The sequence below is a fragment of the Baekduia soli genome, assembly GCF_007970665.1.
Lineage (GTDB): Bacteria > Actinomycetota > Thermoleophilia > Solirubrobacterales > Solirubrobacteraceae > Baekduia > Baekduia soli.
In genome coordinates this window covers 4391095-4411900 of sequence record NZ_CP042430.1, presented here as the reverse complement: position 1 = coordinate 4411900, position 20806 = coordinate 4391095, and the positions used below count along the sequence as shown (strand labels likewise).

Genomic DNA, 20806 nt, shown 5'->3' with positions numbered 1-20806 from the left:
GACGCCGTGCTCCTTGTCCTCGCCGCCCTGATCCTGGTCGCCACGGCCGTGAGCGTGGTGCGCAGCACAGGGTTCCGTCAGCGGGTGCCGAGCGACCAGAGCGCATTCCACGCCTGGGCGGCCGCCGCGCACGTCCGCCTCGGCGAGCCGGTCCCGGCGCCCGGCGCCCGGCAGGACGTCGTCTGCGGCGCGGCCCCCGGCTACCGCCAGTGCCTGTTGGTCAACCGCGCGGGCCGCGTCATCGGTGGCTACCGGGCGCCGGACTTCGGCGCCCGGGACCGTCATCGGTCGGCGTGCTTCGGGGAGGCACGAGCCGAGCCGGCGTGCCGCGACCAGGCCGGGTCCTAGCTGGAGCGCGCGGTCTCGCCCGGCCGGCGGCCTCCGGTGGATCGGGTCAGGAGCTACGGACAGCGCCTGGGCCGCGAAGCAGCACGGCAAGGCCGGTGCCGGCAGTCACGGCGGCGGCGGCCGCCGCCGGCAGCAGGAAGCGTGCGGGGAGGGGGTAGCCGATGCCGGAGAGCGCCAGGTCGACGGCCGCCCAGGCCATGGCGCTGGCGGCCAGGCCTGTGACCGCGCGGTTGCGTGCCCGCCACGCCGCGGCGACGCCGACGACCGCGAGGGCGACGACGACTGCGGTCGCCACAACAGCAATCCCAAGAGCCGGACCGTGCAATGAGGTCGGCGACGCGGTCGCCGCGCGCGCGAGCTCGGCACCACGCCATGGGTCGCCGGAGCCCAGCCAGTCGCCACCGAGCCAGGCTGCCAGGACGCCGCTGGAGGCGCCCACGACGGCCAAGATCCAGCGCCGGCCGCGCCGTCGCAGCATCACTCCGTAGGCCACCAGCATGAGCAGCGCCTCCTCGCGGCCGAGAGCCATCGCTGACAGCAGCGCGATGACGAGCAGCGGGCGGCCGGCGCGATGGGCCGCGAGCGCGCAGCACCCCAGGGTCACCACGACGGGCTCGATCCCGCCGCCCAGCAGGGTCGGCCACCAGCCCGGAGCCGCGGCGAGCAGGGCCACGGCGGCGGCTCCGGCGATGGCTCCGCCCTGGCGGGTCGCGAGGCGCAGCACCAGGCCCAGTCCGGCGAGGCCGATCGTCCGAGTCACCAGGAGCCACAGGATCGGCGCTGCCGTGCCGGTGATCGACAGCGGCACGGTCAGGAGCACCGGGAGGGGCTTCCAGGACGGATAGCCCGTCGTGTCGAACGGTCCCTGGCCCAGCCCGATCTCCCGGCCCCAGCGAAGCCAGCCGTAGGCGTCGAAGCGCAGCGACCGGCCGATGAGCAGCGACGCGGCGGCCACCAGGAGCGCGGCCAACAGCGTCGTCAGGCCGACTCGACGGCTTGCGACGTGCGTGCCCAGGGTCCTAGCTGCGCCGCAGCCGGCGATAGATCAGCACCGCGGAGGCGCCGAACAGCAGGCCGACGGGGTCGAGGTCTGAGACCGACATCACCGCCATCGTAGGGGGGTCGCGGCTGAATGCGACCTGAACGCGCGTGGCGCGTACAGGAGCCGTTCAGCGGCGGTGGCCGATGCTGCAGGGGTGATCGTGCCCGCACGCGGCCGTGTCGACTGGCGACGATCCCCGCCGAGTTGGATGCTCACGGCCCTGTTGGCCGGCCTATGGCTGCTCGTCGGGCCGGCCACCGCGGACCTCGCGGCGCAACTGCACCGGGTGGGCCTGTTCGCGGCCAACGGGTTCGCGGTCTGGGACAACAGCTGGTACGGCGGGCACCACCTGCCCGGGTACTCGCTCGTGTTCCCCGCCGTCGGCGCGGCGGTCGGCGTGCGCCTGGCGGGCGCGTCGGCGGCGGTGGCGTCGGCGGCGTTGTTCGATGCCCTGGTGGCAGGTCGCGGGGCGACGGCAGCACGGTGGTGGTTCGCGGTGGGGTGCTCGGCGGACCTGCTGATCGGCCGGATGACGTACGCGCTCGGAGTGTCGTTCGGGTTGGCCGCGGTGTTCGCGCTCGTGCACCACCGGCCGCGCAGCGCGGCCGTGCTCGCGCTGGGCTGCGCGGCCACGAGCCCCGTGGCGGGTCTGTTCCTCGCACTCGTCTGCGCGGCGCTGTGGATCGTCGATCGGCACTGGGCCGCGCTCGTGACCGGCCTCGCCGCGCTCGCGGGCGTCGTCGCGCTCAGCGTCGCGTTCCCCGAAGGCGGATCGCAGCCGTTCTCCTGGTCGTCGTTCGCGGTGACGCTCTCGATCTCGCTGGCGGCCGCGGTCGCGGTCGGACGCCGGAGGCACCTGCGCGTCGCGCTGGTGCTGTACGCCGCGGCCGCTGTGCTGTGCTTCGTCATCGCCAGCCCGATGGGCGGCAACATCACGCGGCTGGGGACCGCGTTCGCGGCCCCCGTGCTCCTCGTTGCGGCGGCCACCGCGCCCGCGGTCCGTCGGGTGGTGCTCCTGCTCATCCTGTGCGCCGCCGCCGCATGGCAGTGGATCGACCCGATCACCCAGGCCGCGCGCGGATGGGACGACCCGTCGGCCGCGAGTGCCTACTACCAGCCGCTGGTCGCCAAGCTGCGGGCCGTGGGCGCCACGGCCGGTCGCGTCGAGGTGCCGTTCACCCAGGGGCATTGGGAGACCGTGTACCTGGCACGCAGGTTCGCCCTGGCGCGCGGGTGGGAGCGCCAGCTGGATCGTCGCCTCAACCCCTTGTTCTACGACCATCGGCTGACGCCGGCCGTCTATGACCGGTGGCTGCGGGCCAACGCCGTGGACTACGTCGCGCTGCCCGACACGCGCATGGATCCCTCGGGCCGGACGGAGGCCGCCATGGTCCGGCGTGGTGCTCCGTTCCTGCAGCAGATCTGGGCGGGCCGTCACTGGCGTCTGTACCGCGTGCTCGACCCGCTGGCGTTGGGCTCCGGGCGTGCCGGTGCCGTGCGGCTGACCGGCTCGGGGGTTCGAGTGGAGGTGCGACGCCCGGGGTCGGTGCTGCTCCGCGTGCACTGGACGCCCTACTGGGACGTCACGGGTGGCCGCGCGTGCGTCTCGCCGCGTGCCGGATGGACGCTGCTGAAGACGCCCGAGACCGGGACCTTCACCCTGACCGCCCGGTTCTCGGTGGCCCGGTTGGTCCAGGACAGACCGGGGTGCGCCGTCCCCGGGCCGTGATCCGGGTCGCTGGCCGATGGGCCGTCGGGCTCTGCGGTGGCTAGGGTCGGGCGTGGCGCTGCCCGCGGCGTCTGGCCAGCACGGCGGTCAGAGCGGCGGCGAGCACCAGCGCACCGATTCCCAACTCGCCGGGGAGGGTGGCCGACGGCGATGAGGACCGGCCCGGGTCGGATGCCGGGCTCCCGGAGGGCGGCGGTGTCGTGGTCGGGGTGGGCGTGCCGGCGGTGGATCCGGTGACGCGGCGGCCGGTGGGGCCCAGGGTCCAGTCGGTGAAGCCGATCCCCTTGCCGGGCTGGGTGGGCGAGGTCGTGGGCAGGTGGGTGTGGTAGCGGGCGTTGAGCAGCCAGGGGATCCAGGTGTCGTCGCCGCTGATGCCCCAGCCGCCGGTGGGGTAGCGGCGGTCGAGGGCCAGCAGGAAGCGGGTGGCGCGCAGCAGCGCCTGGTGGCCCCAGTCGTAGGCGTCGTAGCCCTGGCGGTGCAGGATCTCGGCCTGGACGACGGCGCCCTGCATGGCCTCCCATGGGTAGCCGGTCGGGCACGGGGGGAACTGGAAGCCGCATCCGCGGCGCAGGTCGTCGGGCAGGGCGCCGTCGACGGGGTGGCCGTGCAGCACGGCGCCGGGTGGGTTGATCGCGACGGGCCTGGTGGGGTCCGCCTGCCAGGAGCGTGGCCCGTACTTGAAGCCGTGGTAGGCGGCGCGGTCGCCCAGCCAGCCCTTGAAGACCTTCGCGGCGCGGGCCAGGTCGGTGGTGTCGCCGAGGTAGACGTCGGCGGCCATGCGGCTGGCGCCGGCGTGGGTGCCCCAGTTGTTGGGGCGGATCTCGTGGGTGGCGATGAGCGTCGGGGTGTCGGCGGGGCGCAGGCGCTCGGTGCGCACGGCGGCCAGCCAGGTCCGGAAGGCCTGGTCTGCGGCGGGATCGAGGCGGTGCAGGTCGACGAGGTCGGCGGCGATGACGTAGGCCTGCAGCCCGCGTGCGAGCGCGAGCGTCCGGCCCCCGCGCTCGCTGCCGATGACGGCCATCAGCGCGGTCCGGACCTTGGTGGCGTAGCCGGGGTCGGCGGTGCGTGCGTAGACGAGCGCTGCGGCCAGCGTGTGGGTGTCGGCGCTGCTGTTCTTGCCGTTGAGGTGCGGAGTGCCGATCGGCTCGTCGGCCACGCGCTTGAGCGCCGTCCAGGCCGGACCGCGCTCGGGCAGCGCGCGCAGCTCGGCCGGGGTCGTCCAGACCCCGGCGCGCATCGGACGCGGCGCGGCCGCGGCGGTGCCGGGCCACGCGGCCGCCGCGGCGAGGACGGCGGCGGCGGGCGCGAGCAGGCGGCGGCGCATCAGAGGTCGGTCCGGTCGCGCCCGGTCGGGGAGCGGTTCGACGTGCGCGCCCAGGTTGCCGCCCTCGTGGGTCCCGCGCACCTGCTCGATGACGTCGCGGCCGGTGACCGAGAGGGGTCTCCTCCACGGCGTCCATGGGGTCGCGCCGGGTCGAGACCTGGCCGTCGACCGGGACGCACCGCGCGGTCGCGGATGGCGTCCAGCAGCGCCGGGGTGGCCGAGGTGCGGTCGGTGGCGACGAGGATGCGGGCCGGTGGTGCCGGGTCGGACATGGGGCCTGCCGTGATCGGAGGGTGGTCGCGAGGACTCGCGCCGGCGTCGTGCCAGCCTGTCGCGATCCACATGACGTTCGCCTGAACACTCGTCCTCACAGATCGCGTAGGTCCTCGATGGCGCGAGTACCGGTCGGCCATCCGTAGTCCGCCTCGCCCGGGCTGCGGAAAGGTACGGAACCGTGACGCCCAGGCAGGACTATGGTCGAGGGGCGCGGTGGCCGGCCTCGCCGAGGGCCGGCGGTCGGGAGGACCCGAGGCCGGGACGACGCGTCACGCGGGCGCCGAGCCTCGCCCGCGCCCACATCCCCAACCTCGTTCGGAGTGGCCGTGGTGAGGACCTCCCTTCTCCTGCCCCCAGCACCGTCGGCCCTCGGGTCCGCCCCGGACCCCGGCGACGTCGTGCGCCGCGCGATCGCCTCGCACAACGCCGGCGACGGGCAGGCGCTGACCACGACGCCCGGCGACCGCCTGCCGCCGGGCACGACGCAGGACCGCCTCGGATGCTCCGTGGACCGCCGCTGTGCGATCCACCGGCCGCTGCCCGCCGTCGCCGGCGACGCGGAGCTGGTCGTGCGCGACCTGTACCTCCTCGACGACCGGCGGGTGGTCTGCGCCATGCGGCTGGCCGCCGAGATCGACGTCATCGGCCTCTACGCCGTCGACGGCGGGCGCATCACCGCGGCCTGCCACTACTTCTCCGACGTCGGCGCGCTGGGCCGCCTGGGGGTCGTGCAGCCCTCCGAGATCGACGGCGCCGAGCTCCGGTCCGGGCCCGAGGGATGACGAGCCTGGGCTCCGGCGGCGGCCGGTCCGGCGGCGCGCGTCACCGCCGGCGGTCGGCGCTCGGGGCGTTGGACGAGCTGGCCCACGTCGTCCGGCGCCGTGGCGAGGCGGGGCCCGGGACGCTGCTCGACGCCATCCGCCGGCGGCGCCGCCCGCCGCTGCTGGAGGCGCTCGACCTCGCCGAGCTGGCGCACCTGGCGCGCAGCAACCGCATGCGCGCGATCTGACCCGCGCCGGCGCGCACGCCGGCGCCCCGCCGGGCATGCTCCCGGGGATGGCCGTCGCCCAGGATCCCGCCGCCCAGGCCCGCCGGCGCCGCCTCGACGCCGGCTTCTGGTCGGTGGCCTATGCGTTCACCGTCGTCATGGCCTTCTCGACCGTGCCGAGCCCGCTGTACGGCCTCTACCAGCAGCGCGACGGGTTCTCCTCGTTCACGATCACCGTCATCTACGGGGCCTACGCGATCGGGGTCATCGCCAGCCTCGTGTTCGCCGGCCACGTCTCGGACTGGCACGGCCGGCGGCGCGTGCTCGTGCCGGCCGTCGCGGTCTCGGTCCTCAGCGCCCTGGTCTTCCTGGCCTGGCGCGAGGTGCCCGGCCTGCTCATCGCGCGCGTGGTCAACGGCCTCTCGGTCGGGGTCGTCACGGCGACCGCGACCGCGTGGCTGGCCGAGCTGCACGCCGAGGCGCGGCCCGGCGACGGGCCGCGGCGCGCGCAACTGGTGGCCACGACGGTCAACCTCGGCGGGCTGGGCCTGGGGCCGCTGATCTCCGGGGCGCTGGCGCAGTGGGTCGCCCGGCCGCTCGCCGTGCCCTACGTCGTGTTCGTCGCGCTCCTGCTGCTGGCGGTCGTGCTCGTGGCCGTCGCGCCCGAGACCCGGCGCCGCGCCGACCCGATGCCCGCCTACCGGCCCCAGCGCGTCGCGGTCCCCGAGGCCGCGCGCGGGCGGTTCGCCGCCGCGGCCGCCGGCGCGTTCGTGTCCTTCGGCGCGCTCGGCCTCTTCACGGGCCTCAGCGCGACGTTCCTGGGCGGTGCGCTGCACCACCCGTCGCACGCGCTGGCGGGCGTCGCGGTGTTCGTGACGTTCTGGGCCGGCGTCGTCGCGCAGGCCGCGATGCAGTCCTGGCGGCTGCGCCGGATGTTGGCCACCGGCATCGGGCTCATGCTCGCCGGGCTGGCGCTCACGGTCGTCGCTGCGTGGCTGTCGACGCCGAGCCTGGCCCTGTTCCTCGCGGGCGGCGCCCTGGCCGGCGGCGGCATCGGCGCGGTGTTCAAGGGCGCGATCGGCACGGTGGGCTCGATCTCGGCCCCCGAGTCGCGTGCCGAGGCGCTGGCCGGCCTGTTCCTGGCGGGCTACGTCGGGCTGTCGGTGCCGGTCGTCGGCGTGGGGATCGCGCTGCAGCACCTCAGCGTGCGCACGACCCTGCTGGGCTTCGCCCTGGTCGTCGGCGCCGCGATGGTCGCCGCCGCCCCGCGCCTGCTGGCCGCCGAGCCCGGGCCGGGCGGCGGCGGCGACCGCGTCAACGCCTGAGCGCGAGGACCGCGGCGAGGTCGTCGGCCGCGGCGGCCGGCTTGTCCTCGCGGTGGCGCAGGACGCGGGCGAAGCGCAGGGCCACCCCGCCGGGGTAGCGCGGCGAGGTCTGCACCCCGTCGAAGGCGACCTCGACGACGAGCTCGGGCGCCACGTGCACGACGATCCCGTCGCGGCCGGTCTCCAGGGCGAGCAGGCGCTCGGTCTGCCAGGCGAGCATGACGTCGGTCAGGCCCTTGAACGTCTTGCCGAGCATGACGAAGCCCTCGCCGCCGACCGCCCGCGCGCCGAGGTGCAGGTTGCTCAGCCACCCGCGGCGCCGCCCGTGGCCCCACTCGGCGGCGAGCACGACGAGGTCGAGCGTGTGGCGCGGCTTGACCTTCAGCCATCCCGCGCCGCGGCGGCCCGCCGCGTAGGGGGCGCCGAGATCCTTGACGACCACGCCCTCGTGGCCGGCGGCCAGCGCGGCGTCGAAGTGCGCCCGGGCGGCGGCCACGTCGCCCGTGAGCACCCGCTGCACCCGCAGCGCCTCGGGGACCGCCGCCTCCAGCGCCTGCGCGCGGCGCGCGAGGGGCGCGTCCAGGAGGTCCTCGCCGTCGAGGTGCAGGACGTCGAAGAGCACCCCGACGATGCCCGGCGCGCCCGAGGCGATCCGCGACGAGGTGACCTGGAACGGCGCGGGGCGACCGGCGGCGTCCAGCGCCAGCGCCTCGCCGTCGAGCACCACGCGGCGGACCGGCAGCTCCAGCGCGGCGGCCACGACGCCGGGAAGCCGGGCGGTGAGGTCGTCGAGCGAGCGGCTGAAGATCGCGACGTCGCCGCCGTCGCGGTGGACCTGGATGCGCGCGCCGTCGAGCTTGACGTCGACCGCCGCCTCGCCCGCGCGCTCCATCGCGTCCTCCAGCGACGCCGCCGGGGAGGCGAGCATCGGGCCCACCGGGCGACCGACCTGCAGGGCGAAGGCGGCGAGGCCCTGCTCGCCCGCGCGCAGCGCGACCTGGGCGACGATCCGCGGGTCGCCGGCCAGCATCGCGGCGCGGTCGACGGCCGCGCGCGGGATGCCGGTCGCGGCGGCGACCGCCTCGGCCATGACGCCGGCCAGCGCGCCCTGGCGCAGCTCGCCGCCGATCAGCGCGCGCAGGAACGCCTGCTCGGGCGCCGTCGCGCGCCCGAACAGCGCCGCGACGCCGTCGCGGCGCGCCGCCTGCGAGCCGGGGCCGGCCAGCGCCGCCAGCCGCTGCAGCGCAGCGTCGACGTCGCCGACCTGCAGCGTCGGCTCGGCGGCCGGGGCGGGCAGGTCGCGCAGCGCCGCCCAGCCGACCCCCGTCCGGCGCTGGCGCAGCTCGCCGCTGAGGTGGGCCACGCCCGCCTCGACCTCGCCCGGATCCAGGCGGCGCAGCGCGTCGGCCAGCAGCCGGGCCTTCTCCCGTCGCGAGCGGGCCCCGGCGACGGCGGCGGAGGTGACGGCCAGCTCGGCGAACAGCACCCCGCCATGGTGGCGCACCGGTCGGTTGCGCCCGCCGCCGCCGACCGGGAAGCTGTGGGGCGATGACCGACCACGCGGCGACCCGCGGCGCCCGCAAGGAGCACGCGCTGCAGCTGTTCGCCGGGCTCCCGCGCCACTACGACCGCGTCGGCGCGGCGCTGAGCTTCGGCCAGGACCCGCGCTGGCGCCGGGCGATGGTCGACCGGATCGGCGCGCACCCCGGCCAGCGCGTGCTCGACGTGGCCACGGGCACGGGGATGGTCGCCCAGGCGCTCGTGCGCCGCTACGGCTGCTCGATCGTCGGCCTGGACCAGAGCCCGCACATGCTCGCCGGCGCCCGCGCGCGGCTGGCCGGAGACCCGCAGCTGGCGCGCCGGGTGACGCTGGTGACCGGCGAGGCCGAGCACCTGCCGTTCGACGACGGCGCGTTCGACCACCTCACGTTCACCTACCTGCTGCGCTACGTCGACGACCCCGCCGCAACCCTGCGCGAGCTGGCGCGCGTCGTGGCGCCGGGCGGGCGGATCGCGACGCTGGAGTTCGGCGTCCCGGACCCGGGGCCGCTGCGCAGCCTCTGGGACCTGTGGACCCGCGCGGGGCTCCCGGCCGCCGGGCGGCTGGTCTCGCGTGAGTGGGCGCAGACGGGCCGCTTCCTGGCCCGCAGCATCCCGGGCTTCTACGCGCGCCACCCGCTCGACACGCTGCCCGGGCTGTGGGAGGAGGCCGGGATCGGCGGCGTCGGCGTGCGGCGCATGAGCTTCGGCGCGGGCGTGGTCATGTGGGGCACGAGGGACGGCGGCGGCGATCCACGGCCCGCTTGAGCGCCCGGCCTTCTACGCGCTGCGCCCCGGCGGGTGGCGGGACCTCGTCACGCTGCTGCACCCGCCCTACACGGCCTGGCACCTGAGCTACGTCGCGATCGGCGCGGCCGTCGCGCCCAGCCTGCACGCCGGGCGCCTGGCCTGGGCGCTGGCGGCGTTCGCGCTCGCCGTCGGCGTCGCCGCCCACGCGCTGGACGAGCGGCGCGGGCGTCCGCTGGGCACGCGCCTCTCGGACCGGACGCTCGACGTGCTCGCCGTCGTGGGCCTGGGCGGCGCGGTGGCGATCGGGATCGCCGGCTCGCTCGTCGTGTCGCTGACGCTGCTGCCGCTCGTGGCGGCCGGGCCTTCCTGACCGTGGCCTACAACCTGGAGCTCTTCGGCGGCCGCCTGCACTCCGACCGCTGGTTCGCGGCGTCGTGGGGTGCGTTCCCGGCGCTGACGGGATGGTGGGTCAACGCGCTGCACGTCAGCGCCGAGGGGTTGCTGGTCGCCGGGGCCTGCTACCTGCTCAGCCTGGCGCAGCGGCGGCTGAGCACCCCGGTGCGCGAGCTGCGCCGCCGCACGGTCTCGGTCAGCGGGCGACAGGTCCTCGCCGATGGCCGCGCGATCGAGCTCGACGCGGCGCGCCTGGCGGCCCCGCTGGACGGCGCGCTGCGCGCCTGCGCCTGCGGGCTGGTCGTCCTCGCCGCCGGCCTGGTGGCCGCGCGGCTCTGACCCGCGGGCCGCCCCGCGGTCAGGAGCCGGCGAGCGGCCGCGCCCGCTGCACCGCGAGGCCCATCGGCTCGACCGCGACGAGCCCCTGGAAGGCGGCGATGAACGGCCCGAGGCCGCGGACGTACATCCCGGCCCGCCGGTCGACGGGCGCGACGCGCACCTCGCTGACCAGGACCGACCCGCCGTGGGCCGGCTCGACCCAGGTCGCGAACAGGACCCGCACCGTCCCGGGCACCCGCCAGGTCAGGAAGTCCTCGGGCGCCGACAGCGCCGAGAAGTCCCGGCGCACGGTCCAGATCCGCCCGCACAGCCCGGAGAGCAGGTGCCGGTCGCCGGTCTCGAGGATGTTGAAGGGGTCGCTCCCGAACATGTCGCGGAACGTCAGGGCCGCGGGCAGGCCCGGGATCCGGGCGCGGATGAGGCGGCCCAGGACGCGGCAGTCGCCCAGGCGCACCGACGACGCGGCGTCCCACAGCACGTCGGGGGCGGCGTCGCTGCGGCGGCGGTGGTGCGTGCGCACGAGCGGCGCGGCGAGCCAGGTGTCGAGGTCCACGGACGCCGATGATCGCCGATCGCGCCCGCGGGCCCCTCAGCCGGCCAGGGCGGCGACCTGCTCGCGGCGGGCCGGCGACAGCAGCGGCCACTCGGCGCGGTAGCCGAACACGTCGCGCAGGCCGGCCGTCCCGAAGCGCGCGGTGACGATCTCGAGGTGCTCCGGGCGCAGGAGCGCGGGATGGGCGACCCCGCACGTCCGCGCCAGCGCGAGCGTCTCGGCGCGCAGGGCGGTGATGTAGTTGGCCGTGCGCGCCGACTTCAGCGTCGGGTCCAGCCCGCGCATGAGCCAGCGGTTCTGGGTGGCCACGCCGCTGGGGCAGGCGCCCGTGTGGCAGCGCTGGGCCTGCACGCAACCGATCGCCAGCATCGCCTCGCGCCCGACGTTGACGAGGTCGCAGCCCAGCGCGAACGCGAACGCGGTGGCGTCGGGGAAGCCCAGGCGCCCGGCGCCGGCGAACACGACGTCCTCGGCCAGCCCGGCCTCGGCGAACGCCGCGTACGCGCGAGAGAACGCGATCTTGAACGGGAGCGCCACGTGGTCGGCGAAGGCCAGCGGCGAGGCCCCGGTGCCGCCCTCGGCGCCGTCGATCGTCACGAAGTCCGGTCCGCCGCCGGTCGCGGCCATCCGCGCCGCCAGCGCGTCCCAGAACGCCCGGCCGCCGACGGCGGACTTGATCCCCACCGGCAGCCCGGTCTCGGCGCCGAGCAGCTCGGTGAACTCGACGAGCTCCTCCACGGTGCCGAACGCCGAGTGCACGGGCGGGCTGATGCAGTCGCGTCCGGCGGGCACGCCGCGGATCGCCGCGATCTCCGGCGTGACCTTCGCCGCGGGCAGCATGCCGCCCAGGCCGGGCTTGGCGCCCTGGGAGAGCTTGATCTCCAGCGCCCGGACGGGCGCCGAGGCGACCTGCTCGACCAGGCGCTGGAGGCTGAAGCGCCCCGTCTCGTCGCGGCACCCGAAGTAGCCCGTGCCGATCTGCAGGACGAGCTCGCCGCCATGGCGGTGGGCAGGCGCCAGGCCGCCCTCGCCCGTGTTGTGCAGGCAGCCGGCCTGGGCGCAGCCGCGGTTGAGTGCCTCCACGGCCGTGGGCGACAGGGCGCCGTAGCTCATGCCCGAGACGTTGACCACCGACGCGGGGCGGAACGCGTGGCGGCGCCCCGTACGCGCGCCGAGCACCTTGCCGGCGGCGATCGCGTGGTCCGGCGCGCCGCCCGGGCGCCCGGGCGCCGGCGCCGGCGGCCCGAACGGGACGGGCCGCAGCACGACGAGGCTCTCGACCTGCTCCATCTCATCGTCGCTGCCGAAGGCGAACGTCGTGATCTCGTGCTTGGCCGAGGCGTAGACCCAGCGCCGCTGGTCGCGCGAGAACGGGCGCTCCTCGTCGTTGGAGGTCACGATGTACTGACGCAGCTCGGGCCCGAAGAGCTCGAGCAGGTAGCGCAGGTGCCCGACCACGGGGAAGTTGCGCAGGATCGCGTGGCGGCGCTGCAGCAGGTCGTAGCCGACGAGGCCCGTCAGCAGCGCGGCGGCGCTGCGGCGCCCGGGCCGGCGGCGGGAGGGGGCGGGGGCGTCCATGGCGGGAGGACAACGCTAGGCGCCGGGCGGTCCTGGCGCATCCGGCCGCGGCCCGCGGGCGGATGCGGGAAACCCGCAGGATCAGGGGTGCGCCCCCGTCCGCTGCGGTCCTCCACGGATGCGAGGTCCGTGGGCCGGGGCGACGATGGGGCCATGCCCAACTCCACCCCGTACCCGAGCATCTCGCATCTGGGCCACCACGCCCACAGCCACGCCCGCTCGAACAACCCGCTGGTCAACTACGAGCTGACCGGCGAGATCCGCTGGCTCGACGTCCCGCTCGAGCGCGTCGTGCTCGGCGTCCAGCAGACCGACGGCCACGCCGGCGCCTTCTGCGGCCGCGACGTGACGCTGGACCTCGAGCCCGCGCGCGTGTACGGGGGCCGGCTGGAGACCCTGACGCCGGGGACGCGGATCCACGTCAAGCTGCGCCTGCCCCGCGACCTCGGCGGCGAGCTGCCCGACCTGCCCTCGGCCCACAGCGTGACCGTGCTGCCGGGCGACTGAGCTCAGGCGCCCGCGAGGTCCAGGATCTCGTCGGCGGCGGCGGGACGCCGCGCGTAGCCCACGTCGGGGGATCGCGGGCGCAGCAGCGCCCGCGCGATCGCCGCCGACAGCCCGGCGGGACCTTCGACCACGTCGGCCAGCCCGAAGCGGGCGTAGGCCTCGTTGTTGAGGCGCACGTGGCCGCGGCCCCACCCGTAGGAGATCACGCGCGCACCGCAGACCATGGCCTCCAGCGCGGTGAGCCCGGCGGTCGAGTGCACGAGCACGTCGGCGGCCGCGAGGTGCCGGTCCATGCGGTCGGTGAAGCCGCTGACGCGGACCCGCGGCTCGCGGGCGAACGCGGCCTGCAGGGCGGTGCGGGCCGGCGCGTTGTGCCCGCACAGCGCCACGACCTGCGCGGCCGGGTCGGCGGCGAGCGCCGCCCGCACGGCGCCCTCCAGGTCGCCGATGCCCCACCCGCCGCCGGAGACGAGCACCACCGGGGCGCCGCCGTCCAGCCCCAGCGCGGCCCGGGCGCCGGCGGGGTCCACGGGCGCCTCGAAGCCCGGCGACGTCAGTCCGCGAACGGCGACCACGCGCGCCGCGGCCCCGGCGATCGCCCGGATCTCGGCCGCGGACTCGGGGTGGACGACGAGGTGCAGGTCGCACCCGGCGTGCGCCCAGTACTGCAGTGCGGCGAGGTCGGTGATCGCCGAGACGACGGGCACCGCCAGCCGCCCGCGGCGGCGGGCGTCGCTCAGCAGCTCGTTGGCGCCCGGGTAGGTGCAGACGATCACGTCGGGTGCGAAGGCGGCGACGGTGCGCAGGAGCCCCGGCAGCGCGATGAGCGCGCACAGGCGGCGCATGAGCGCGCGCGTCGGGGCGAAGCGAGCGATGAGCCAGTACTGCAGGTCGAAGAGCCAGCCCAAGCGGCCGAGCACGACCTCGGCGCCGCGGCGAACCACGAGCGTCGCGACGGGCCCCGCGGCGCGCATCGTGTCGAGGACAAGGACCTCGGCGTCGGGGCGGCGCGCGAGGATCCCGTCGCACACGACCCGCGCCGGCAGCTCGTGGCCCTCGCCGATGTCGGAGCTGAAGATGAGGACGCGCACGTGACGCGACCCTAGCCCGCGGGGCCTATGCTCCGCGCCACCCATGGCTTCCGATCCCGCCACGACCGCCGACCACACGCGCTTCGCCATCGGCTTCGACGAGCGCGACCGCGCGCGCCTGCACGAGCTGTGGGACGGCGTCCTGGACTCCCAGCAGTGGTCCGAGGGCGCCATGGTGCGCCGCTTCGAGGACCTGTGGGGTGGCCGCCACGACGCGGGCGCGGTGGCGTTCGGCAGCTGGTCGGGTGGCGCGCTGGCCGCGCTGGAGTTCGCCGGCGTCGGGCCCGGCGACGTCGTGCTGTGCCCGTCGAACACGTTCATGGCCACGCCGCTGGCGGCGCTGCACCTGGGGGCCGACGTCCGCTTCGTCGACTGCGGGCGCGACGACCTGTGCGGCACGCTGGCCGAGTACGAGCGCGCGATCGCCCACCACCGGCCCAAGGCCGCGTTCCTCGTGCACATCGGCGGCCACATCGCCTTCGAGGTCGAGGCGATCGCCGCGCTGTGCCGGGCCTCCGGGGTGTTCCTGATCGAGGACTGCGCCCACGCCCACGGCGCGAGCCTGCACGGCCGCGCGCCGGGCACCTGGGGCGACGCCGGGGTCTACTCGTTCTACGCCACCAAGACGGTCTCCACGGGCGAGGGCGGCATGCTCGTCTCCCGCCGTCCCGAGCTGCTGGAGTTCGCCACGGCCTTCCGCAACTACGGCAAGCCCGACCACCGCGTGCAGGGGCTGAACTTCCGCATGAGCGAGTTCACCGCGGCGATCGGCGTCGTGCAGGCCGAGCGCCTGGACGAGATCGTGGCCCGCAAGAACGCCGTGGCGCGCGCCGAGCTCGACCCGGTGCACCCGTCGCGCCTGCGGCTGCCGGACGGCATGGTGTCCGGCCTGTACAAGTACATCGTCTTCGCGCCGCTGGAGCGCTCGACGGGGCGCGTCTACGACCAGCCCTGCCACCGGCTGCTGGGGCGTCACGAGGACCTGCCCAACACCGACTGGGTCGCCGTGTCGCACTCGTGCGCCCCGCTGTACTACCGGCCCGAGCTCAGCGAAGACCCGCCGCGCTGACGGGCGCCGTGCGCAGGCCGGCGGCGGCGATGGCCTCCAGCACATGCGGGAGCGCCGCGGCGGTCGTCCGCCACGAGCCCGCGGCGCTGTAGTCGTCGGCGTCGTGCAGCAGCAGCACGTCTCCGTCGCCCAGGTCGCGCGTGACCTCGGCGGCCACGCCGGCCGCGGTGGCCCGCGCCCGCCAGTCGTGGCCCCAGCGCGACCACAACAGGGGCTCCCAGCCCCGCGCCCGCACCGCCCGGACCGCCACGGGCGAGTAGATGCCGTAGGGGGCACGGTGCACGGGAAGGGCGGCCGGGCCGATCGTGTCGGCCGCCCGGGCGAGGTCGTCGACGACGGCCCGCGGAGGCAGGCGCAGCAGCGTGCGGTGGCGGTCACCGTGGATCGCCACGGCGTGGCCGGCGGCGAGCAGCTCGTCCCGCAGGCCGCCGGTGCGGCGCACCTGCTCGCCGACCAGGAAGAACGTCGCCACGGCACGGTGCTCGCGCAGCACCTCGAGCACCGCCGGGGTGCCGCGGGGGTGCGGGCCGTCGTCGAAGGTCAGGGCCACGGCGCCGGCGGGCGCGACGCGGCGCGGCAGCCCCAGGGCCGCCGCCAGCGGCGGCACGAGCGGGGCCAGGGCCGGTCCGCACCAGGCGACGGTCGCCCCGGCGGCGGCTGCGGCGAGCGGGGTGCGCAGGCCCATGCCGCCATCCTGGCAGCTGGCCGCCATGCTGTCGCCATGGTCGACGGCCGCCTGCTGGGTGGGATCGCCGCCGCCGCGCTCGCGGCGGCCTGCTTCGACGGCGCCGTCCTGCTGCAGGCGCGCGCCGCACAGGCCGTCGGCCGCGAGCACGGCCTGCGCCTGTCACTGCTGGCCCGCCTGGCCCGGCGGCGCCTCTGGGTGCTGGGCACGGCGGTCGCGGTGGCGGGCTGGCCGCTGCAGCTCCTCGCCCTCTCGTGGGCGCCGATCACCGTCGTGCAGCCCACGCTCGCGCTCGGGCTCGTCGTGATCCTGCTCGGCGGGTCGCGCCTGCTCGGCGAGCGCGTCGGCGCCCGGGAGTGGGGCGCGGTGGGCGCGGTCGGGGCCGGGGTGGCGGTCCTCGCGCTCACCGCGCCCGGCCACACCTCGGCGCTGCCGGCGACGGGGCCCGCAATCGCCGCGGGGGCGGTGCTCGCCGCCGCGGTGGCCCTGCCGTTCGTGCGCGGCCGGGACGGCCGCGAGGGCGGGTGGGGCCTCATCGTCTCGGCGGGCTGCGCGTTCGCCCTGGCGGCGCTGACGAGCAAGCTGCTGACCGTCGAGGCCGGGCGCCATCACGTCGCCGGCGTCCTGGTCTGGGCCGCCGCGACGGGCGCGGCCTCGGCCGTCGGCTTCCTGGCCGACATGACCGCGATGCAGCGCTTCGACGTCACGCGTGTGGCGCCGCCGATGTTCGTGCTGGAGACCGCGCTGCCCGTGGCGTTGTCGCCCGTGCTCTTCGGCGAGCGCTGGTCGGGCACGCCGGGCGGGGGCGCGGTGCTCGTCGCGGGCCTGGTGCTCGTCCTGGGGGGCGGGGCGGTCCTGGGCCGAAGCCGCGCTGTCGTCGACGCGGTGCACTAGGTTGCGCCCATGCGCGGATCTGTCGTCCTGGTCACCGGAGGTGCGGGGTTCATCGGCTCCCACGTCGTGGACCGCCTCATCGCCGCCGGCCATCGCCCGCGGATCCTCGACACGCGTGCGTCGCCGTGGCATGCGGGCGTCGAGACGGTCATCGGCGACGTCCGCCGCCTCGACGACGTGCTCGCCGCGTCGCGCGGGTGCGCGGCGATCTGCCACCTGGCGGCGGCGGCCGACGTCAACGAGGTCCACGAGCGCCCGGCCTGGGCCACCGAGCTCAACGCGCTGGGTACGCTCAACGTGCTCGAGGCCGCCCGCCTGCACGGCACCGCGCGGGTCGTCTACGCCTCCACCGTGTGGGTGTACTCCGACGTGGACGCCGCCGCCGTCGACGAGGACACGCCGCTCGTGCCCCCCGCACACCTGTACACCGCGGGCAAGCTCTCGGGCGAGCTGTACTGCCGCTCCTACGCCGAGCTGTACGGCGTGAGCTCGACGGTGCTGCGCTTCGGCATCCCCTACGGCCCGCGCGCCCGGCCTGCGGCGGTCATCCCGGCCTTCGTCGGGCGGGCGCTGCGCGGCGAGGCGCTGAGCATCGCCGGCACGGGCGACCAGGAGCGCTCGTTCGTCTACGTCGAGGACCTGGCCGAGGGCGTCGTGCGGGCGCTGGCGCCCGAGGCCGCCGGGCGCACCTACAACCTGGCCGGCCGCGAGACCACGACGGTGCGCGAGCTGGCCGACCTCGTGTGCGCCGAGGTGGCGCCGACCGCGATCGTCCACACCCCGGGGCGCAGCGGCGACCTGCGCGGCGCCGAGATCTCCAGCGACCGCGCCGAGGACGAGCTGGGCTGGCGGGCCCGCACGCCGCTGGCCGAGGGCGTGCGTCGCTACGCCGCGTGGGTGCAGGCCACGCCGCCGTCGCCGGAGCCGGTGCCGGCGGCCCGGCTGCGACCGCGGGTGCCCGCGGGCGTCCGGCGCGTCGGCGCGCGGCTGGCCTCCGGCGCCACCGATCCCGTCTACGCCGGGACGGTCGCGCTGCTGGCCGTCCTGGCCGCGACGCTGGCGGTGCTGCTGGGCACGGAGGGCGACGACCGCATCACGGCGATCGCGATCATCGGCGGCGCCCTGCTCGTGCCGCTGTGGTCGCTGACGGCCACGGAGTGGCCGGCGGCCGTGCACCGCGCCCAGGCGCTCGGCATCGGGCTGCTCGCCGTGCTCAGCGTGCTGCTCCTGGGGGCGATCGACTCCGGGGACCTTGCGGTCGGGCGCGCCCACGTGCTCGAGACGGTGGTGCTGTCGGGGCTGCTGACCAGCGCGCTGCACGTCGTGCCGCGGCGCCTGGCCGCCGGCTCGGCCTAGATGGGCCGCCGGGCCGCCGGCGGCTCGGCGCCCACGGGCGGGACGGGCGAGAGGCCGTCGAGGTGCAGGCGCAGCTGGTGCAGCCGCGAGACCCATCCGCCGGTCGAGGCGCTCGACGGGCCGCGGTGACGCGGGCGGCTCCCCCGATCGGAGCCTCAAGCCCGTGCCCTGACATCCCGATCATCCTGGGCATGAGGCTCATGGTCCACCGCGACGAGCCCTGGCGGCGCCGGTCGACCCCGGTCGATCCGCCGCCGGCGCCCGTCGTCGTGTCCGGGGCGCCGCTCCCGCCGCCCGACGGACCCGTGGGGCGCGCCGCCGCCGACGAGGACTTCGGCGACCTGCTGGACTCGATCTCCGAGCTCACCCGCTCCGTGCTGGACATCACCACGGCGATCGTGGGCCCGGACGGCCGCACGCGGTAGGCTGCGCGCTGACGGGCGGCACCGGACCGACCCGGCAGCACGGCCGCCCGACTGCCTCCGGTGTCCCGTCCTCCCGCCTCCGAGCCGTTTCGCATCGACGCCCGCCCCCGCGCCGGCGGCGCGACCGTGCTGGCGGTCGCCGGTGAGGTGGACCTCGTCTCCGCCCCGGAGCTGGCGGCCGCGATCGCCGCGGCCGGGGGCGGGCCCGTCGTCGTCGACCTCTCCGAGGTGGTCTTCATGGACTCCTCGGGCCTCAACGTGATCCTGCAGGCGACCCGCTCCGCGCGCGCCGAGGGCTGGTCGTTCGCCGTCGCCCCGCAGCTCTCCGAGCCCGTGGCCCGGCTCTTCGAGCTCACGGCGATGGACGGCTACCTGCCGTTCGACGGCCGGGCCTGAGCCGCCGCGGCGCGCGGGCGCCCCGCGCGCGCGACGTCTACAGGAGCGAGCCGATGCCCTTGATCGCGGCGCTGCCGAGCACGAGCTCCAGGATCACGCCGGTGGCGCCGACGATCAGCCCGGCGATCACGATCGCGACGTCCTCGAGCAGGACGCCGAGCGACAGGAGCACGACGCCGAGCGCGGGCAGCGTGTCCAGCCCGGTGAACGGCGGGGCGAAGAACGCGCCCGCCGAGCCGCCGATGACCAGCAGGCCGAAGACGACGTTGCTGAGTCGGTGATCGAAGAGGAAGGCCAGGCGCGGGCGCGAGAAGCGCTCCAGGCGGCGGATGAGCTTCATCAACCCGGTGATGAACTTCTGCTGGCGCTCGCCGGCCAGCTCCTTGGAGCGCCAGCGGTCGGGCAGCCAGATCTCGTCGCGGCCGGCGATGAGCTGCAGCGCCAGCAGCACCGCGATGACCTCGAAGACGTGCGTCGCGCCGCCGGTCGGCAGCGGGAGCGCCGGCACGCCGAGCAGGACCACGAACAGGATCGCGAAGCTCTTCTCCTCGAAGAGCTCGATGAGGCTGCCCAGGGTCTTCTCGCCGTCGGAGCCCAGCCAGCGCTCGATCTCGTCGCTGACCTTCGGCGCGTCGCGGGCAGGGGCGGGCGAGGAGGCGGACACGCTCACGCCTCCGCCCCGGGCGTCGGAGGCTCGTGGCGGGTGTCGTCGTCGATCCTCAGGGCCATGATGGTCGCATCGTCGCGCAGGGCCTCGGGCCCGGCGGTCAGGACGGCGTCCTGCAGCGCGGCGACCGACGCGACGGCGGAGGCGGGACGCGGCGTCAGCGCAGCCGCCAGGCCGTCGCTGCCGAAGGGCGATCCGTCCGCGCGGCGCCGTTCGGTGACGCCGTCGGTGTGCAGCACGATGTGGTCGCCGGGCCGCAGGCGCACCTGTGCCAGCTCGAGCCGCGGGGGCATGTCGGCGATGCCGACCGGGAGCGTGTGGAACCCGTCCAGCGGGGCGACGGGACGTCCGTGACGGAGGAGCACGGGTGCAGGGTGCCCGCAGTTGACCCAGCTCAGCAGCCGATCGCGTGCGTCCCACTCGGCGAGCAGGATCGTCATGAACTCCTCGCCCGCGCCCCCGGCGAGCACGGCCTCGTGGATCGCGTGGGCGGAGTCGGTCAGCGTGCCGCCCGCCTGGCGCACGGCGCGCTGGGCCGCGACGGCCAGGGCCGACAGCGCGGCGGCCCGCAGCCCCTTGCCGAGGGCGTCGCCGACCGCCAGCCACGCGCCGGTCGCCGAGGCCGAGTGGTCGATCCAGTCGCCGCCGACGTCGTAGGCGGGCAGGATCGCGGCGGCCAGCTCCGCCCCGCGGGCCGCGCTGATGCGCGGCGGCAGCAGGTCCTGCTGCAGCTGGGCGGCGGTGCTGACCGGCTCGGCCCTGCGCGCGATCGCGAAGATGTCGGTGTAGCCGTCGACGAGCTCCATCGCGGCTGCGGCCTCGCGCGCCAGCCCGTCGAGGTCCTGCGTGGGGCGCCCCTCGCAGACGATGGCCGCGATGGCCCGGTGACGCAGCCACAGCGGGACGAGCACGAGGTCGGCGGAGAACGCCCGCAGCGTGGCCTCCAGGCCGGCGGCCTGCTCGCGGGGCAGCTCGGGCCCGATGGCCTGGGGGATCGCCAGCGTGTGGGGCAGGCCACCCTCGCCGGCCACGCGGCGCAGCTTGGTGCCCGCGATGTCGAGGACGTACAGCGCCGAGGGCCGCCCGCCGAGGGCCTGGGCCACCGCGACGATGTGCTCGGCGAGGTCCGCGGCCGGGACGTCGCGCAGGAGCGCTCCCGCGGAGGGGTGGGGATCGGTGTCGGACGGCAACGGCCGTCCAGGATAGGCGGGCGCGCCCTGCGCCCGCGGCCGCCGCGCCGTGGCCCGCAGGGCGTCCTGTTTGAGCCCCCGGCCGCCAGGACAGGATCCATGACATCCCCGGCCCCGGCCGCGCCGCCCCGATGGTCACCCTCCGGCTCTACATCGTCAGCGGTACCCCGTCCTCCGACCGCGCCGTCGCGGCGCTGAAGGCCCTGCGGCGCGAGCTGCCCGGCGTGGACCTCGAGGTCGTCGACGTCCGCGAGCGCCCCGAGGTCGCCGAGGAGGAGCGCATCATCGCGACGCCGATGCTCGTGCGGCTCGGGCCGGGTGCGCCGCGCCGCGTGGTCGGCG

General features: G+C 76.4%; 22 protein-coding genes and 1 pseudogene. 14 read left to right on the top strand and 9 right to left on the bottom strand.

What is annotated here, in order from left to right; translation table 11 throughout:
* Positions 1 to 6: 6 nt before the first annotated feature.
* Positions 7 to 348, top strand: a complete 342-nt coding sequence (locus FSW04_RS21380; RefSeq protein WP_146922232.1) for a hypothetical protein — start codon at positions 7 to 9, stop codon at positions 346 to 348.
* A 46-nt stretch (positions 349 to 394) separates the two neighbouring features.
* On the opposite strand, the gene FSW04_RS21375 is transcribed toward FSW04_RS21380, so the two are convergent.
* A complete protein-coding gene (locus FSW04_RS21375; protein ID WP_146922231.1) occupies positions 395 to 1168 on the bottom strand; it encodes a hypothetical protein in 774 nt (257 codons plus the stop codon).
* Positions 1169 to 1598: 430 nt separating this feature from the next.
* On the opposite strand from FSW04_RS21375, the gene FSW04_RS21370 reads away from it, so the two are divergent.
* On the top strand, positions 1599 to 3119 hold the full coding sequence (locus tag FSW04_RS21370; protein WP_146922230.1) for a hypothetical protein: 1521 nt from the start codon (positions 1599 to 1601) through the stop codon (positions 3117 to 3119).
* Between the two features lie 40 nt (positions 3120 to 3159).
* On the opposite strand, the gene FSW04_RS21365 is transcribed toward FSW04_RS21370, so the two are convergent.
* A complete protein-coding gene (locus FSW04_RS21365; RefSeq protein ID WP_146922229.1) occupies positions 3160 to 4443 on the bottom strand; it encodes an alginate lyase family protein in 1284 nt (427 codons plus the stop codon).
* A 605-nt stretch (positions 4444 to 5048) separates the two neighbouring features.
* Here FSW04_RS21365 and FSW04_RS21360 point away from each other — a divergent pair.
* The 3 genes from FSW04_RS21360 to FSW04_RS21350 are packed head-to-tail and all read left to right on the top strand — an operon-like array spanning position 5049 to position 7032.
* A complete protein-coding gene (locus FSW04_RS21360) occupies positions 5049 to 5501 on the top strand; it encodes a hypothetical protein (protein ID WP_146922228.1) in 453 nt (150 codons plus the stop codon).
* On the top strand, positions 5498 to 5728 hold the full coding sequence (locus FSW04_RS21355; RefSeq protein ID WP_146922227.1) for a hypothetical protein: 231 nt from the start codon (positions 5498 to 5500) through the stop codon (positions 5726 to 5728). The genes FSW04_RS21360 and FSW04_RS21355 overlap by 4 nt, the downstream gene beginning before the upstream one ends.
* 47 nt (positions 5729 to 5775) lie before the next feature.
* Positions 5776 to 7032 carry an MFS transporter gene (locus tag FSW04_RS21350; protein WP_146922226.1) on the top strand — a complete coding sequence of 419 codons (1257 nt, stop codon included), beginning with the start codon at positions 5776 to 5778 and terminating at the stop codon, positions 7030 to 7032.
* On the opposite strand, the gene FSW04_RS21345 is transcribed toward FSW04_RS21350, so the two are convergent.
* Positions 7022 to 8518 (bottom strand): ATP-dependent DNA ligase, encoded by a 1497-nt coding sequence (locus FSW04_RS21345; protein ID WP_146922225.1) that lies wholly within the window; start codon positions 8516 to 8518, stop codon positions 7022 to 7024. The genes FSW04_RS21350 and FSW04_RS21345 overlap by 11 nt on opposite strands.
* 62 nt (positions 8519 to 8580) lie before the next feature.
* On the opposite strand from FSW04_RS21345, the gene FSW04_RS21340 reads away from it, so the two are divergent.
* Both FSW04_RS21340 and FSW04_RS21335 read left to right on the top strand, forming a co-directional pair.
* Positions 8581 to 9339: a class I SAM-dependent methyltransferase gene (locus FSW04_RS21340; protein WP_146922224.1), complete on the top strand. Its 759-nt coding sequence runs from the start codon at positions 8581 to 8583 to the stop codon at positions 9337 to 9339.
* Between the two features lie 354 nt (positions 9340 to 9693).
* The gene (locus tag FSW04_RS21335) at positions 9694 to 10053 is read left to right on the top strand and encodes a hypothetical protein (protein ID WP_146922223.1); all 360 of its coding nucleotides are present in this window, start codon (positions 9694 to 9696) and stop codon (positions 10051 to 10053) included.
* A gap of 19 nt (positions 10054 to 10072) precedes the next feature.
* Here the strand turns inward: FSW04_RS21335 and FSW04_RS21330 are convergent, their stop codons facing one another.
* Positions 10073 to 10606: a GNAT family protein gene (locus FSW04_RS21330; protein WP_146922222.1), complete on the bottom strand. Its 534-nt coding sequence runs from the start codon at positions 10604 to 10606 to the stop codon at positions 10073 to 10075.
* 36 nt (positions 10607 to 10642) lie between these two features.
* On the bottom strand, positions 10643 to 12184 hold the full coding sequence (locus FSW04_RS21325) for an FMN-binding glutamate synthase family protein (protein ID WP_146922221.1): 1542 nt from the start codon (positions 12182 to 12184) through the stop codon (positions 10643 to 10645).
* A 153-nt stretch (positions 12185 to 12337) separates the two neighbouring features.
* Here FSW04_RS21325 and FSW04_RS21320 point away from each other — a divergent pair, with 153 nt between their 5' ends.
* Positions 12338 to 12691: a hypothetical protein gene (locus FSW04_RS21320; RefSeq protein ID WP_146922220.1), complete on the top strand. Its 354-nt coding sequence runs from the start codon at positions 12338 to 12340 to the stop codon at positions 12689 to 12691.
* Between the two features lie 2 nt (positions 12692 to 12693).
* Here the strand turns inward: FSW04_RS21320 and FSW04_RS21315 are convergent, their stop codons facing one another.
* Complete coding sequence (locus FSW04_RS21315) at positions 12694 to 13782, bottom strand: MGDG synthase family glycosyltransferase (RefSeq protein WP_187368987.1); 1089 nt, start codon at positions 13780 to 13782, stop codon at positions 12694 to 12696.
* Positions 13783 to 13825: 43 nt separating this feature from the next.
* Between FSW04_RS21315 and FSW04_RS21310 the strand changes: the two genes are divergently transcribed.
* Positions 13826 to 14851: a DegT/DnrJ/EryC1/StrS family aminotransferase gene (locus FSW04_RS21310; RefSeq protein WP_146922218.1), complete on the top strand. Its 1026-nt coding sequence runs from the start codon at positions 13826 to 13828 to the stop codon at positions 14849 to 14851.
* On the opposite strand, the gene FSW04_RS21305 is transcribed toward FSW04_RS21310, so the two are convergent.
* Positions 14829 to 15536, bottom strand: a complete 708-nt coding sequence (locus FSW04_RS21305) for a polysaccharide deacetylase family protein (RefSeq protein WP_187368986.1) — start codon at positions 15534 to 15536, stop codon at positions 14829 to 14831. The two genes, FSW04_RS21310 and FSW04_RS21305, sit on opposite strands and share 23 nt — an antisense overlap.
* 36 nt (positions 15537 to 15572) lie before the next feature.
* Here FSW04_RS21305 and FSW04_RS21300 point away from each other — a divergent pair, with 36 nt between their 5' ends.
* From FSW04_RS21300 to FSW04_RS21285, 4 genes are all read left to right on the top strand, one after another.
* A complete protein-coding gene (locus FSW04_RS21300) occupies positions 15573 to 16430 on the top strand; it encodes a DMT family protein (protein WP_146922216.1) in 858 nt (285 codons plus the stop codon).
* Positions 16431 to 16439: 9 nt separating this feature from the next.
* A complete protein-coding gene (locus FSW04_RS21295; protein ID WP_146922215.1) occupies positions 16440 to 17786 on the top strand; it encodes an NAD-dependent epimerase/dehydratase family protein in 1347 nt (448 codons plus the stop codon).
* 191 nt (positions 17787 to 17977) lie between these two features.
* On the top strand, positions 17978 to 18211 hold the full coding sequence (locus FSW04_RS26465; protein ID WP_187368985.1) for a hypothetical protein: 234 nt from the start codon (positions 17978 to 17980) through the stop codon (positions 18209 to 18211).
* Between the two features lie 60 nt (positions 18212 to 18271).
* Positions 18272 to 18607, top strand: coding sequence for an STAS domain-containing protein (locus tag FSW04_RS21285; RefSeq protein ID WP_187368984.1), 336 nt, complete (start codon positions 18272 to 18274; stop codon positions 18605 to 18607).
* A gap of 37 nt (positions 18608 to 18644) precedes the next feature.
* Here the strand turns inward: FSW04_RS21285 and FSW04_RS21280 are convergent, their stop codons facing one another.
* Positions 18645 to 19271: an exopolysaccharide biosynthesis protein gene (locus FSW04_RS21280; RefSeq protein WP_187368983.1), complete on the bottom strand. Its 627-nt coding sequence runs from the start codon at positions 19269 to 19271 to the stop codon at positions 18645 to 18647.
* 2 nt (positions 19272 to 19273) lie between these two features.
* The gene (locus FSW04_RS21275; RefSeq protein WP_146922212.1) at positions 19274 to 20464 is read right to left on the bottom strand and encodes a PP2C family protein-serine/threonine phosphatase; all 1191 of its coding nucleotides are present in this window, start codon (positions 20462 to 20464) and stop codon (positions 19274 to 19276) included.
* Positions 20465 to 20595: 131 nt separating this feature from the next.
* On the opposite strand from FSW04_RS21275, the pseudogene FSW04_RS28750 reads away from it, so the two are divergent.
* Positions 20596 to 20784 (top strand): annotated as a pseudogene (locus FSW04_RS28750) (circadian clock KaiB family protein); the annotation flags it as partial.
* Positions 20785 to 20806: the final 22 nt, after the last annotated feature.